This is a genomic window from Actinophytocola sp., from assembly GCF_045807065.1.
Taxonomy (GTDB): domain Bacteria; phylum Actinomycetota; class Actinomycetes; order Mycobacteriales; family Pseudonocardiaceae; genus Actinophytocola.
Map to the genome: position 1 here is coordinate 1 of NZ_JBJMIE010000019.1, position 14051 is coordinate 14051.

Annotated in this window: 13 protein-coding genes; 6 read left to right on the forward strand and 7 right to left on the reverse strand. The window is 68.3% G+C overall.

The annotated features are described in order from the left end of the window. Window positions 1–156 precede the first annotated feature (156 nt). Genes ACJ73U_RS01105 through ACJ73U_RS01115 form a run of 3 tightly spaced genes read right to left on the reverse strand, consistent with a single transcriptional unit; the run spans window position 157 to window position 3609 of the window. Window positions 157–708: a GtrA family protein gene (locus tag ACJ73U_RS01105; protein ID WP_407775577.1), complete on the reverse strand. Its 552-nt coding sequence runs from the start codon at window positions 706–708 to the stop codon at window positions 157–159. Between the two features lie 36 nt (window positions 709–744). After that, on the reverse strand, window positions 745–1305 hold the full coding sequence (locus tag ACJ73U_RS01110) for a GtrA family protein (RefSeq protein ID WP_407775578.1): 561 nt from the start codon (window positions 1303–1305) through the stop codon (window positions 745–747). 39 nt (window positions 1306–1344) lie between these two features. Beyond that, window positions 1345–3609, reverse strand: coding sequence for a sigma-70 family RNA polymerase sigma factor (locus ACJ73U_RS01115; RefSeq protein ID WP_407775579.1), 2265 nt, complete (start codon window positions 3607–3609; stop codon window positions 1345–1347). 298 nt (window positions 3610–3907) lie between these two features. Here ACJ73U_RS01115 and ACJ73U_RS01120 point away from each other — a divergent pair, with 298 nt between their 5' ends. From ACJ73U_RS01120 to ACJ73U_RS01145, 6 genes are all read left to right on the forward strand, one after another. Continuing rightward, on the forward strand, window positions 3908–4672 hold the full coding sequence (locus tag ACJ73U_RS01120) for a GGDEF domain-containing protein (RefSeq protein WP_407775580.1): 765 nt from the start codon (window positions 3908–3910) through the stop codon (window positions 4670–4672). A 379-nt stretch (window positions 4673–5051) separates the two neighbouring features. After that, a complete protein-coding gene (locus tag ACJ73U_RS01125) occupies window positions 5052–6320 on the forward strand; it encodes a glycosyltransferase 87 family protein (RefSeq protein WP_407775581.1) in 1269 nt (422 codons plus the stop codon). A 9-nt stretch (window positions 6321–6329) separates the two neighbouring features. Then, the gene (locus ACJ73U_RS01130; protein ID WP_407775582.1) at window positions 6330–7547 is read left to right on the forward strand and encodes a 5-(carboxyamino)imidazole ribonucleotide synthase; all 1218 of its coding nucleotides are present in this window, start codon (window positions 6330–6332) and stop codon (window positions 7545–7547) included. Between the two features lie 27 nt (window positions 7548–7574). Beyond that, entirely contained in the window at window positions 7575–8069 is a 495-nt protein-coding gene (purE, locus tag ACJ73U_RS01135; protein ID WP_407775603.1) for a 5-(carboxyamino)imidazole ribonucleotide mutase, read from the forward strand. Between the two features lie 39 nt (window positions 8070–8108). Next, complete coding sequence (locus ACJ73U_RS01140) at window positions 8109–9254, forward strand: acyl-CoA dehydrogenase family protein (protein WP_407775583.1); 1146 nt, start codon at window positions 8109–8111, stop codon at window positions 9252–9254. Window positions 9255–9536: 282 nt separating this feature from the next. Beyond that, window positions 9537–10532 carry a hypothetical protein gene (locus tag ACJ73U_RS01145; RefSeq protein ID WP_407775584.1) on the forward strand — a complete coding sequence of 332 codons (996 nt, stop codon included), beginning with the start codon at window positions 9537–9539 and terminating at the stop codon, window positions 10530–10532. Window positions 10533–10537: 5 nt separating this feature from the next. On the opposite strand, the gene ACJ73U_RS01150 is transcribed toward ACJ73U_RS01145, so the two are convergent. The 4 genes from ACJ73U_RS01150 to ACJ73U_RS01165 are packed head-to-tail and all read right to left on the reverse strand — an operon-like array spanning window position 10538 to window position 14039. Then, the gene (locus tag ACJ73U_RS01150; protein ID WP_407775585.1) at window positions 10538–11785 is read right to left on the reverse strand and encodes a tyrosine-type recombinase/integrase; all 1248 of its coding nucleotides are present in this window, start codon (window positions 11783–11785) and stop codon (window positions 10538–10540) included. 28 nt (window positions 11786–11813) lie between these two features. Next, entirely contained in the window at window positions 11814–11999 is a 186-nt protein-coding gene (locus ACJ73U_RS01155; protein ID WP_407775586.1) for a helix-turn-helix domain-containing protein, read from the reverse strand. 16 nt (window positions 12000–12015) lie between these two features. Continuing rightward, window positions 12016–13611: a replication initiator gene (locus ACJ73U_RS01160; RefSeq protein WP_407775587.1), complete on the reverse strand. Its 1596-nt coding sequence runs from the start codon at window positions 13609–13611 to the stop codon at window positions 12016–12018. Then, a complete protein-coding gene (locus ACJ73U_RS01165) occupies window positions 13611–14039 on the reverse strand; it encodes a hypothetical protein (RefSeq protein WP_407775588.1) in 429 nt (142 codons plus the stop codon). The genes ACJ73U_RS01160 and ACJ73U_RS01165 overlap by 1 nt, the downstream gene beginning before the upstream one ends. Window positions 14040–14051 lie beyond the last annotated feature (12 nt).

The following is a 14051-nucleotide window of genomic DNA, read 5'->3' on the forward strand; positions in this document are numbered from 1 at the left end:
CAGAGGTGGACGCGTGCCTCGTTGCGGATCTCGACCGGCGCGGGCAGGTCGAGCTTCTCGGCACGGGCGAGGACCTCCACCAGCAGCTCGTTGCGTGCCAGGGCGGCGCGGAGCGCGTCGAGCTGCTCGTGCACCGGGAGCTGACCGAGGCGCATGTCAGGAGTGGCCCAGTTCCTCCGCCGGGTCGTCCACGGCCGTCAGCGGGCCCCGCCTGCGGGAGTGGCCCAGCTCGTCCGGGAAGACCCAGCGCTTGAACGCCCAGAACCGGAAGAACATCGCGAGCAGCATGCCGATGATCGAGCCGCTCGTGAAGTCCGCGAACTCCTGGACGAACCGCGACACGTGCGGCACCTCCAGGTTCAGCCAGTACCGCGAGACGTAGAGCGGCAGCGAGTTCAGCGCCACGCCGATGCCGCTGATCAGGAAGAACAGCGCCGCCTCGTGGCGGCGGTCGCGCCCGCCCCGCGTCCGGAACGACCACTCGCGGTTCAACACGTACGACACGATCGTGGCCACGATGATCGCGATGACCTTCGCGGTGACCGGCTTCTCCTCGAGGACCGTGAGTTTCAGCAGGTACCAGATGCCGTTGTCGATGACGAACGTCGTGCCGCCGACGATGGCGAACTTCAGCAGCTCACGGTGCTTGATGAGCACCTTGCGCAGGGGTTCCGGCACTCGGGAGAGCACCACCTCGACGACGGACACCTGCGTAGTCTACGGAGCGCGACGCGGCCAGGTGGCCTAAGCGGCCTCGTCGTCCTCGCGCAACCGGACCAAACGGGCACCGCGCCGGCCGACGCGGACCACGCGGGGCCGCGCGTCGGACTGCGGGAACACCCACTTCCGGAACGCCCACCAGCGGAAGACCATGGCCAGCAGCGTGCCCAGGATGATGCCGCTCATGAAGTCCGCCGCCTCCTGCGCCAGCAGGGTGACGTGGGGCACCTCGAGCATGAACACGTACCGCGACAGGAACAGCGGCGTCGAGTTGATCAGCACGCCGAGGCCGCTGATCAGGAAGAACAGCGCGGCCTCGTGGGGCCGCTCGCGCCCGCCGCGGGTGCGGAACGACCACTCCCGGTTGAGCACGTACGACACGATCGTGGCGATCGTGACCGCGATGCCCAGTGCGGTCACCGGGTTGTCGTTGAGGATCGTGAACTTGAGCCCGTAGTTCACGACGTTGGTCACGACGAAGCACACGATCCCGACGACCGCGAACTTGAGCAGCTCCTTGTGCTTGACGAGCCTGTCCCGCACCGGCTTGGGCAACCAGGCCAGCACGCGGTAGAGCAAGGTCATGGCGGCGGAGTCTAGCGACGCCCGACACCGATCCGATCATCAGCCGCCCAGGAGCCACCCCAGCAGGCCGCCCAGCAGCCCCGGGGACTCCTCCGGCGTGGTCGGCGGTTCCGTCGGCGGCGGCGTGGACGGGTGGTCGCGTCCCTGGTCGCCCGTGCCGGGGTCCGGTGTGGTTGTCGTGGTCGGTGGCGTGGTCGTCGTCGCAGGCGGGTTCGGCTCGGTCGGCACCGTCGGCTCGGTGGGCATGGTCGGCGTGCCGGGTGGCGTTGTCGTGCTCGGGGGAGTGGGCGGCGACCCAGGTTCACCCGGTTGTGTGGGTGGCGTTGGCTTGGTCGGCCAGAAGCAGTCCCAGACCGTCACCGATGTGCTGTCGGTCGCCGAACCGAGTGTCGCCGAGATGTGTACCTCTGTCGTGGCCAGTGACTTCTGCGACCACGAGTCCAGGTCGAGCTGGAGCGTGATCTTCAGCTTCTCGCCCGGGGCCAGCTCGGCGTTGGTCAGGCAGGAGGTGGCGCCGCTGACCGAGCAGGTCATCGTCTGGGTGGACGAGACGACCTCCCCCGGCTGGTCGACCGACAGCTTCACGGGCCGCGAGCTGGTGCCCGTGTTGGTGACCGTCACGTCCACGACCGGGCGGGTCCACCACCCGAGCAGGTCGGGCCAGGCGTTCTCGGCCGTCACCTTGACACCGTCCGTCACGGGTGCCGGCCGCACGTTCAGCTGCACGGTGAAACTGGTGTTCACGTTCACGCCCGCGGTCACGACGCCGGTGATCTTCCCGCCCTTGGCGTTGTCCGCGGCGATCAGCCGGAAGAGCAGCGTGACCGTCTCGTCCGGCGCGAGCCCCTGTTCACTCGTACAGGTGACGGTGCCGTGGCCGCCGGGGCAGTTCACCGTGCCGGCCCTCGGGCCGTCCAGCGACAGCAGCCGGTGTCCGGAGAGCTCGTCGACGGGGATCGCGCTGACCCCCTGCGGCAGGTTCAGCACGGCGGCGACCGGCTCGGACATCGAGCCGCCCGTGTTGCGGACGGTCAGGGGCAGGTCCACCGGCGCACCGTTCGCGTCCATCGAGAACGGCATGTTCGGCACGCTCGCCTCGAGCATCGCGGGCGTCGGTGCCGGCGGCTCGGGAGCGGGCTCGCTGGGTTGCGGTGCCGGCTCGGACGGTGACGGCGCGGGTTCGGACGGTGGTGGCGCGGATTCACTCGGCTCCGACGCGGGCGGTTCCTGGGCCGGCGGCTCCTGCTGTTGCGGTTGTTGCGGTGGGGGCGGGTTGCTCGTGGCCGGTGGCCGCTGCTCCTGGGTCGGCACCGGCGAGGCCTGGGGGATCGGCGGCCGCTCGCCCCCCGCGGTGAGCCCGATGGCGATCGCGGCGGCCAGCGCCACGCTCGACGCCGCCACGCCGAGGAACTGGCGCGGCACGGACGCGGCGGCACCCGCCGCCGAACCGGCCGCGCCAGTGGCGACCGCGACACCGGCCGCCGCGACCTGGGCGGCACCGGTCGTGGCGAGGTAGCCCAGGGCGCCGACACCCAGCACGATCGGCGCGACGAAGGCACGCATGGCGCCGTTGACGTCGGCCAGCTCGGCGGCGAGGGAGCGGCAGCGTTCGCAGGTGTCGAGGTGGGCCTCGACCTGGGCCTTCTCGCGTTTGGCGAGGCCGCCGCGGGTCCACGAGCCGAGCTTCGCCGCGGCCGCGCGACAGCTGCGGTCGGAGGTCTCGGCGAGGTGGACCTGCAGGTAGGCCTGCCGAAGGCCTTCGCGGGCGCGGTAGGCGAGCGCGGAGACGCCGTTGGGCGTCAGCCCGAGGATGGGGGCGACCTCCTGCGGCGACTGGCCCTCGATCTCGGTGTGCCACAGGACGGCCTGCCAGCGTTCCGGCAGGCGTTGGAACGCCTGCGCGGCCAGCGAGCGCTCCAGGTCGGCGACGGCGGGGTCGTCGAACTCCTGGCTGACCGCCGCCGCGGAGACGCCGGAGACCGTGGACACGTCGTCGGACAGCTCGAGCTTGCGCTCACGCCGCGTCTTGTCGTACGCGGTGTGGCGCAGTGCCGTAAGGAGGTAGGCACGGAAGGCTGAATCCGGCCCGCGCCCAGCACGGAGAGTATCCAAAACTTTCGCAAAAGATTCAGAGACGAGGTCGTCGGCCTCGGCGGGGGAACGGGCAAGTTGACGCGCGAGGTTGTACGCGGCGGCCACGTGCCGCTCGTACAGCGCCCCGTACGCGGACACGGTGCCCTTGCGGACGGCCTCGATCAGCTCGGCGTCACTCGGCCCCTCGACGTCGGCCGGAACAGTGGCCACAGTCCTCCCTCGCACTCGCGCGTCAGCCCCTGGGACCTCGGCTTTTGTTGGCCTGGACCCCTCCAGACGCACTCCCGCGCCTAGTGTGACGGATCGGTTGGGAACCGGCACACGCGCTCACCGGAATGGCCGTACCTCAAGCCCTCGGAAGAGAATTCGCTCGAATGGCGTCACGGTTACACCCGGCGTGCGTTTCTTCTCCGAACGCGATTGGCCGGAGGGACGGACGACAGTGACAGTACGTGAAGCTGATCCGCGCTCTCGTGGCGACGCGGACGGTACTGCTCACGAGCTGAGGGTGCTCCGGTCGCGCTGGCGCACGGCGAGCATCGCGGCCGGCTGGCGGTTCCCCAGCGACTGGGGTGTGCCGGAGGTGGACGCGGTGTGCCTGTCCGCGGTACGCCGCGGCGACCTGACCGGCGTCCTGTCCCAGCTGGGCCGGGCACGCGCCCAGGCAGGCGCCGGCCTGGACGAGACACTGACCGACCTGGCCGCCCTGCACGCGGTCCTGACCACGAACGCCCTCGACGGCCTCATCGCGACCGACCCCGACGCCGCGCCGACCCCCTTGGTCCGCGCCGCGGCCCTGGCCTGGGCGGAGGCGTCGTTCGGCGACCTGCGCTCGGCGGAGGCCACGGACAACCTGACCAACATGACCACGCAGGCGTACCTGCGGACGCGGCTGGGCGAGGTCTACCGCCAGTCCGCGCGCCTGGGCCTGCCGGCGGCCGAGACCCACGCCCTGCTGGTCGTGACCCTGGACCTGTCCACGGTCACGGGCTGGCCCCGCCTGATGGCGATGGTCCTGGTAGCCGACGCCCTACGCGAGATCTTCGACGGCGGCGAGAGCATCGCGTTACTGGGCCCGTCGGTGGCCGCGGTCCTCTCCGAACGCGACCCCGGCTTCGGCGACCGGGCACTGAGCGCGGGCTGGCTCATCACGGAACGGCTCAAGGTGGACCCCCAACTGGAGCCGTCCCGCCGCCCAGCCCTCCGCCTGGAACGACTTCCCGCCACACAGGAGGAGGCCCGCGACCTGCTGCAGTCGATCAGCCGGGCCTGAAGTCTCCTGTCCGGAGGCGGCCGTGACTCGCGTGTCCATCCCGCACACAAGCGCGAGTCCCGCATCCGGACAGGCCGAGTTGCGGTTTCGGCACCCGCGGGGGGTGCCGAAACCGCAGCCAAACCCCGCGTGTCCAACCAAACCGACCCGCGTGTCCAACCAAACCGACCTGCGAGTCCAACCAAAGTGACCCGCGTGTCCAACCAAACCGGCCGGTGAGCCTGGGGAGAATGGTCGAACTCAGCCGTCGCGGCCGTTGGACACGCCGGTTCTCGCCGTTGGACACGGGGGTTCTGAGCGTTGGACACGCGGGGGTGGGGGTGGGGTTTGTGCCGGTGCCGGGACTGTCGGTGCGTCGTGGTTTGCTCTTCGTGTGCGTGTGGACGCCCCTGTCGCCCCTTCCGCCCAGCATTGGCTTCGTGAGTCGCTGCGGCGGTTGTTCGCGCGCCCGCGGCTCGTCCTCGCGCTGTTCGCCGTGCCGGCCGGTGTCCTGGTCGCCGGGGTCGTCAGCTGGGCCATCGACTGGCGGCTGGGGGTCGACAGCACCGTCTACCGGTCCGGGGCCGTCGCTCTCCTGACCGGCGAACCCCTCTACGACAAGATGACCCTCAGCGCCGAGCCGTCCTGGGCGCGCCTCCCGTTCACCTACCCACCCACCGGCGCGCTCCTGTTCATCCCGCTCGCCCTCTTCGCCACCCAGATCTCCTGGGGTGTCCTCGGCGCGCTCTCCGTCCTCGCCCTCGCGCTCGTCGTCCGCGTCGCCGTCCAGAACCTGCCCACGCGCCCCGCCTGGATGACGCCCGCGCGCACCACCGTCGCCGTCACCGTCCTGGCGCTCGGGCTCGAACCGGTCTGGCGCACGCTCTTCCTCGGCCAGATCAACCTCATCCTGATGGCGCTGGTCGTCGTCGACGTGCTGGTGCTCAGGAACTCGCGCTTCGGCGGCGTGCTCGTCGGCGTCGCGGCCGCGGTCAAGCTCACGCCGCTGATCTTCGTGCCGCACCTGTGGCTGACCGGCCGCAGAAAAGACGCCGTCCAGGCCGTCGTCACGTTCGGGCTGCTCCAGCTGCTGATCTTCGCGATCATCCCGCACGACTTCCGGCGCTTCTGGAGCGTCGCGGTCACCAACCCCGAGCGCACCGGCCCCACCTTCTGGGCGGGCAACCAGTCACTCGACGGGCTGATTCTGCGTCTGTCCGACCTCGCCCCCTGGGCGCTCGGCGCCGCCATCGCCGTCGGCGCGGTGCTCGCCGTCCCTGCCGTCCTCCTCGTCCGCCGCTACCACCGCGCCGGCCAACCACTCACCGCGCTGCTGGTCACGGCGTTCTTCGGGCTACTGCTCAGCCCGGTCAGCTGGTCGCACCACTACGTCTGGGTCGTCCCGCTGGTCGTTCTACTGCTGTCCCGCCTGCCCGACCGATTACCCACCGGCTGGGCACGCGTCAGGGCGCTCTCCGGGATCGGCTCGGTCGTGCTGGTCTTCGCGAGCTGCGTGCTGCTGCTCATGCGCACGTCCGACCCCAACCGGCCGGCCGGCGAGAAGCCCGAGCTGGAGTGGACGCCGCCGGAGGTGCTGCTCGGCAGTGCATACCTGCTGGTGCCCCTGGTCGTGGGCGTCATAGTGCTGACCAGGATGCGCCGTAGGTAGGTTGCATTCGTGGACACTCGTACCGGCTTGCCGATCGTCGGCATGGTTGGCGGTGGGCAGCTCGCGCGCATGACCCACCAGGCGGCGATCGCGCTCGGCCAATCCCTGCACGTGCTCGCCGTGTCGCCAGACGACCCGGCCGCGCTCGTATCGCCGAACATCACGCTCGGCTCGCACACCGACCTGGACGCGCTGTCGGCGTTCGCCAAGGGCTGTGACGTGCTCACGTTCGACCACGAGCACGTGCCCGGCGAGCACCTGCGCAACCTCGTCGACCAGGGCGTGCACGTCCGGCCGGGTCCAGACGCGCTGCTGCACGCCCAGGACAAGCTCGTCATGCGCCGCAGGCTGGGCGACCTCGGTCTCCCGGTACCACCGTTCGCGCAGGTCCAGAGCGTGGCCGACGTCACCGCGTTCGCGGCCGAGCACGGCTGGCCGTGCGTGCTGAAGGCCGCGCGCGGCGGCTACGACGGCCGCGGCGTCTGGATGCTCAACGGTCCGGACAGCGCGGGTGAGCTGGTGCCGCGCCTGCTCGAGTGGGGCGCGCCCCTGCTCGTCGAGCAACGCGTGGCCATGCGCCGCGAGCTGGCGGCGCTGGTCGCGCGGTCGCCGTTCGGGCAGGGCGGGGTCTGGCCGGTGGTGGAGACCGTGCAGTCCAACGGCATCTGCGTCGAGGTCCTGGCCCCCGCACCGGACATGACCCCCGAGGCCGCCGAGGCCGCGCAGGACCTGGCCCTGCGGATCGCGGCGGAGCTGGACGTGGTCGGTGTGCTGGCGGTCGAACTGTTCGACACCGACCGCGGCCTGGTGATCAACGAGCTGGCCATGCGCCCGCACAACTCGGGGCACTGGACCATCGAGGGCGCCCGCACGTCGCAGTTCGAGCAGCACCTGCGGGCCGTGCTCGACTACCCGCTCGGCGCCACCGACGTCATGGCCCCGGCGGTAGTGATGGCGAACGTGCTCGGCGCGTCCGAGCCGCCGGGGATGAGCCCGGACGAGCGCCTGCACCACCTGCTGGCGCGGTTCCGCGACGCGCACGTGCACTACTACGGCAAGCAGGAACGGCCGGGCCGCAAGATCGGCCACGTGACGATGCTCGGCCAGTCGATGGCCGACGTGCGCGAACGGGCGAAGCTGGCCGCACACTGGCTGTCGGACGCGGTGTGGCTGGACGGATACGACATTCACGGCGGAAGCGAGCGACCCGTTGAACACAGGAGTTGAGTCTTGAGCCCGTTGGTCGGCGTGATCATGGGAAGCGACTCGGACTGGCCGGTCATGAAGGCCGCGGCCGAGGCGCTGACCGAGTTCGAGGTGCCGCACGAGGTGAGCGTCGTGTCGGCGCACCGCACCCCGCAGCGCATGCTCGACTACGCCCGCACGGCGGCCGACCGCGGCCTGCGCGTGATCATCGCGGGTGCCGGCGGCGCCGCGCACCTGCCGGGCATGGTCGCGTCCGCCACGACACTGCCGGTCGTCGGCGTCCCGGTGCCGCTGAAGTACCTGGACGGCCTGGACTCCCTGCTGTCGATCGTGCAGATGCCGGCGGGTATCCCGGTGGCGACGGTGTCCGTGGGCGGCGCCCGCAACGCGGGCCTGCTGGCGGTCCGCATGCTGTCGGTGGCCGACGAGAAGCTGCGCGACCGCCTGTCCCGCTTCGCTTCCGATCTAGAACAGCTAGTGCTTGAGAAGGACGCCGGTCTACGTGCCCGGCTTAACACTCCCGCCGATGCTAACGAGCGCTAACATCGGGAACGACGTCCCGGTCCAGGAAGGTGTGCGGCGATGTACGAGCTGAGCGAGGAGCACGAGGCGCTGCGTGAGGCTGTGCGCGCACTCGCGGAGAAGGAGATCGCGCCGTACGCCGCCGAGGTCGACGAGCAGGAGCGCTACCCGTCCGAGGCCCGCGACGCCCTGAACAAGGCCGGCTTCAACGCGGTGCACATCCCCGAGGCCTACGACGGCCAGGGCGCCGACGCGGTCGCGGCGTGCATCGTGATCGAGGAGGTCGCCCGCGTCGACGCGTCGGCGTCGCTGATCCCCGCGGTCAACAAGCTGGGCACGCAGCCGATCCTCCTGTCGGCGTCGGAGGAGCTGAAGAAGCTGGTCCTGCCGACGCTCGCGTCGGGCGAGGCGTCGGCGTCCTACGCCCTGTCCGAACGCGAGGCGGGCTCGGACACCGCGTCGATGCGCACCCGCGCCGTCCTCGAGGGCGACAAGTGGGTCCTGAACGGCACGAAGGCCTGGATCACGAACGCGGGCGAGTCGACGTGGTACACGGTCATGGCCGTGACGAACCCGAACGCGGAGAAGAAGGCCAACGGCATTTCCGCTTTCGTGGTCCACAAGGACGACCCGGGCTTCTCGGTAGGCCCGAAGGAACGAAAACTGGGCATCAAGGGCAGCCCCACCCGAGAAATCTACTTCGAGAACTGCGAAATCCCCGCGGACCGCATCATCGGCGAACCGGGCACCGGCCTGAAAACCGCGCTGCGCACCCTGGACCACACCCGCCCCACCATCGGCGCACAAGCACTGGGCATCGCCCAGGGCGCCCTGGACGCGGCAATCGCCTACGTCAAGGACCGCAAACAGTTCGGCAAGAGCATCGCCGACTTCCAGGGCGTCCAGTTCATGCTGGCCGACATGGGCATGAAGATCGAAGCGTCCCGCCACCTCGTCTACGCCTCAGCAGCAGCCACCGAACGCGGCGACAAGCGCGCCGGCTTCCTGGCCTCCGCGGCAAAAACCTTCGCCTCCGACACGGCAATGGAAGTAACCACCGACGCGGTCCAACTATTCGGCGGCGCCGGCTACACAAAGGACTTCCCAGTAGAACGCATGATGCGCGACGCCAAGATCACCCAGATCTATGAAGGCACTAACCAGATCCAGCGCATGGTGATGGCACGCGCCCTGCTCAGGGGCTAGATCAACGATCTTGACCGGGTGGCGGCCTCCGGTCGTTTCCATGATCAGGCCGCCTCCAGGCCGTCACCCGTGCCAGGCCGCTTCACGATGGTGAGTTGACCGGTTCCGTGACAGCCCGGCTTGCCTAAGACCGTCGCGCACGCACCTGATCTGTCTTCCGGCCTCTCCGGGGAAGGTGCAACTGCCTCTACTGTGGCCATTGTGGGTGCAGATGAGTCAGTGCTGTTGGTTCCGCTTCGTTCAAACGCGTCTACGTTGCTCGCGGGCGCGCCAATTGCCGCGATGAGGCGACGCCTCAAACTTGCCAGCCTGATCTTCGACGAGGTCCTGCTAGAGGCAGGCATGCTGAGGGTGTCGGCGGGCCCAGGTGGCGCATCCCGTTTCACTTCATACTCGGAGAACCTGGACTCCGTGCGATGGCAAACTCCAAAAGAGCGCAGTGTTGCGATGCAGTCTCGTTTCAGCGTGTCGATAGGCGACGAGGATATCCCTGGAGTGCCCGCTGCGCAGTTAAGGGAGTTCATCAACTCGGAGAGCTCCATCTCATGGGACGCAACTCTTCTGCCGTTCGCTAGAGAGTTTCCGACAGAATGCGGTTGGGTCCATTTTGTCAGGCCTGCGCCTCCGTCGGATGCGAAGCAGCTAGCGGATGAGTGGTCGAGAGTCGATAAGAAAAACAGCTCGTTGAAGAATGCGATTCCTGTCGATTTTGTAAGAAGTACAGTAATTGGATCTGCGAACAATGACTTGGCTTTGGCGGCCCTGTCGGGAATCTCCATGACGGCGGACTCGCTGCACCAGCAGGTCGTAGCCCAGCGGTTCAGGGATGGCTCTGGTTGGCAGTCGCGTGGCTTTGCGATGCCGATCCTTCTACCGAACATCCGAGATCTTCCATGGGAATCGATTGTTGAGATCAGAAAGAATAGGTATATGGCGCGTTTTCGTGCAGTGATGCGAGAGATCGAAGGGGAGGTGAGTGAGACTTACAAAGGTGGAGATGTTGAGGATTTTGTTCATCGTGTATTCGAGAGAAAGCAAGCCGTATTGCTTGGCGAAGTGGAAGGTTTGGGCGCGGGCATACGGAAAGCTGTTTACGGACTGCTTTTCGGGGGTTTGTCTGGAGTTGCGACCATGGGCATTGCCGGGATCGGTGGTTTGATTGCTGGTACAGTTGCGGGAACTGCAATTCAATCGGTTTTTGATGTCACAGGCAACGTCCGGCAACGACGAGCACGCGGATGGCTATCCGTGTACAACAAGCTTCGTGTCGCTGGCTGACATCGTCATGCTGCTTGCGACCCGTTTTCGTTTTCTGACTGGCCGAACACGGTGTCGATGGCCAGCCGGGCACGCTCGTGGCTTGACGGCACCAGGTGCGTGTAGACGCGCAGAGTGAACCCGGGGTCGGAGTGTCCGAGGTACGTCGCAAGCTCCTTGATCGACACGCCCTGCGCGAGCAGAGTCGAGGCGTAGAAGTGTCGTAGCGCGTGCATGCCATCGACCTGCTTGGCACGGGTCAGCTTGGCCCCGCGGAAGGCCCCTTCCCAAATTGTCTTGGTGAACAGGTCGCCGGAGTAGAGCCGTCCGTTTTCCCCTGCCGCGAGGAGCCGGACGGTCGTCGGGTCGCCGGTCGGTTTCCGCCAGGGGAGCGTGACGGCTGTCGCCGGATAGTCGGCGAGATGATCGCGGATCTCGGCGAGCACACCGGGTGACAGCGGCACCGTCCGCGTCTTGTTGCCCTTCGGGAGGGCGAACACCAACGTCCGGTCCACCGTGCGGAGCTGTCGCCGGACGTGCAACAGCATGGACCCCTCGTCGATGTCGTCCGGCGAGAGGCCAAGGATCTCGCCTTGCCGTAGGCCGAGCCCAGCCCCGATGACGACCGTGATCCGCCACCGCTCTTCCATGCCCTCACGGACAGCCTTGGCGCGTTCCTCCGGCCAGATGTCCTTGACTTCGACGGCCGGGCTGGTCGGCCGACGTATCGTCTTGGCCTTGCACGGGTTGTCGCGGATCAGCTTGTCGTCTACGGCCGAATCCATGACCCCCGTGACGACGCTGAACAGGACCACCTTGTAGTTGTCGGCCTGGTCCTGGATCTCGCCGAGCCAGTCCCGGATCGTGCTCGGCGTGATCTTCCCGATCGGGAGGTCGCCGAGGTGCGGAAGGATCTGGCTCCGCAGCCGACTACGCAGAATCTCGCGCGTGGCGGGGTCGTCGGACTGTCCCTTGATCCAGTTGTCGGCCTGGAGGCGGAACGTCACCCGAGCCGCCTTCGGGTCGATGTAGCGTCCTTCCCGCTTGTCGTTCTCGATGCCGATCAGGAAGTCTTCGGCCTGCTTCTTCTGCCGGTCCGGGAAGGACCTGGACCTTTCCAGGCCGTCCGGGTTGATGTACCGGACCCGGTATCGATCCCCCGTGCCGTGGAGTTCGGTCTTCTCCATCACCGGCTTGCCACGTGCGTTCAGCACGGGTCTACCGGTCTCCGGGTCCTTCTTCGGCCTGTACCAGCGGTCTTGGATGTGTGCCATGACGAGCCCCTTGTGATTGCCGAAAGGTTCAGGCCGCTGCGGTGGCCCAGGCGCGGACTGCTGCCGGGTCGTAGCGCAGGTGACGGCCGATCTTGCGTACGGGCGGACCTTCGCCACGCCATTTCCACTGGTAGAGGGTCTTGACCGGCACGCCGAGGTAGGCGGACACCTCATCGACCGTCCACAACGGATCAATCTTGCTTACGTTGCTCATCCCCGGATCCCCCCGTTCAAGCCGCTTGCGGTTGAGTTGCCGAAAGATCGGGCGGACTAGCCGCGAGTAGGGCCTTGTCGTACTCGGCTCTCCACTTGATCCGTTCGGCGATCGCGTGCATGAGCAGGTGGTCGCGTGGCGGAAGGCTTGGGTCGCCGGGCTGGACCTTCTGCCAGACCAGCCGAGACCGGTCCGGATCCTCCTTGGTGATGCCGACCGCCGCGAGCGATTCCAGGACGAATGCCTTCCGGTCGGCCCGGTGGTCGGCCAGCGTCTTGCCCGACCACTTCCGCGACACCAGCACCCGCCGACCGGGCAGGCCGAGCGTGGTCCGCCGGTGCGCCCGCCCCTTGCAGTGCCCCGGGTGGGTCCGTGAGTTGGCGCCCAAAGGCTCGATGCCGTAGAGCAGCCAGACCGCGCAGCGCGGCGAGCACGGGGTGACGCGCAACTCGTCGTGCAAACGGTCGTGGTGGACCCGCTGGCGGTCAGTGGCGGCCTCGATCACCTCACCGGTGGACTTGGTGAGGTACTTGGTCAGGTAGCCGATGTGCCGCCCGGCTTCCTCTGTGCCGCCGAGGATGCCCTTGGAGTGCACCTGCCTCCCGAACGAGACGACGTGCGCGGGCTCGTCCAGCTCGTCCACCGCGTCGGCCCAGGCGGTGAGTGGCGTGCGGGTGTCGGGGTCGACGAACCGTTCGCCGTCCCACACGGGCAGGTGGTCGCCGTCGTAGACCAGTTCGTCATGCTGGGGCCACCACACCTGGTGGTACGTGGCGGCGGTGACCTGCCGCAGGACTTCATGTGGCACCGAGCCACGCAGGGCCGCGTGCAGGTGTGGCGTGCACCGCTTCTGCGGTTCGACCGTGGCGAAGTACTGCACGTCCCAGCCGACGACGCGGCGGAGGTTCTGCCACCACCGGTCCACGAGCGCGGCGAAGTGGACCGCGTCCCGAGCGGCACGCCGGTAGTCGTAGGTCGATGGATCGACGGGGGTGCCGTCGTCGCGTACACGGCCGTAGCTGTCGAGGGTGAGCGTGACGAACATCGACGGCCGGAACCGCCCGGCGAACTCACGGCCCACGGTCCGCTTCTCCACGCGTCGACGAGGTAGCTCCGGTGCGTCTTGCCGCCGTTTCGTGGACCGTTTCGGCGACCGTTTCCCTGGCCCGTCCGGGTTGGGCAGACGACCGCGCACGCCGAGTTGCCGAAGTTCCTCGTCAACCGAGCGGATCTCGTCGCGCAGCTCGTCGGCCTCCACGGCCCCGGTCACCGCGGCTTGCTGGTAAGCCACTACGAGATCGGCGCGCAGCTCGAGCAGCGCCGTGTGATCGGCCGTGGGCTCGTCCGGGGTGAAGTCCGGCTCGTCGACCAGGTGCCAGCCTTCACGGCACTGGGCCATCCGCAGGGCCCGAGCCTTCCGTGCGCACGGCCCGCACTGCGACTCGATCGTTGAGCCGCAGGGGACCGGGACGTACCGGAGTTCCCCGGTGTCCAGGTCGCCGACCTCCATCGTGAACGGCCGGACGCACACACCGTGCTGCTCAGCGGTCGCCGCGATCACGTCGGCCGCGAGAGGCTGTTTCATCCGCTGTGCGCGGGTGCCTGTGGTCATCAGGCCACCTCCCGCTCGTGCTGCCCGTGCTCGCGGAGCAGGCTGACGAGGGTGTACAGCTCGTCGAGGGAGACGCCTTCCCGCTCGTCGAGGGCGAGGGGCACCAGGCCGCAGCACTCGTCGAAGGTGCCGCCGCCGTAGATGGTGATGGGGGTTCCGCCGGCGGTTCGGCCGATCACTTGGACCAGCAGGCGGTCGTCTGCGGTGTGTGTCCAGGTGGCCGTCAGCTCAGTCAGGGTGCAGGCCCAGACGAGTACGCCGCTGAGTCGGGACCACAGGTCGAGGCCGCCGGAGGGCTGGACCATGATCTCCCGCGTGGACGAGAAGTTCACCGATGCGGGGTTGGGCAGGTTCCGGCCGAGGACGTGTGACCGGTAGGCCTCGATCAACGTGTCGACGCCGGTTCGCTTGGTCAGGGCAGTCTTCATCGCAAGAGGTGT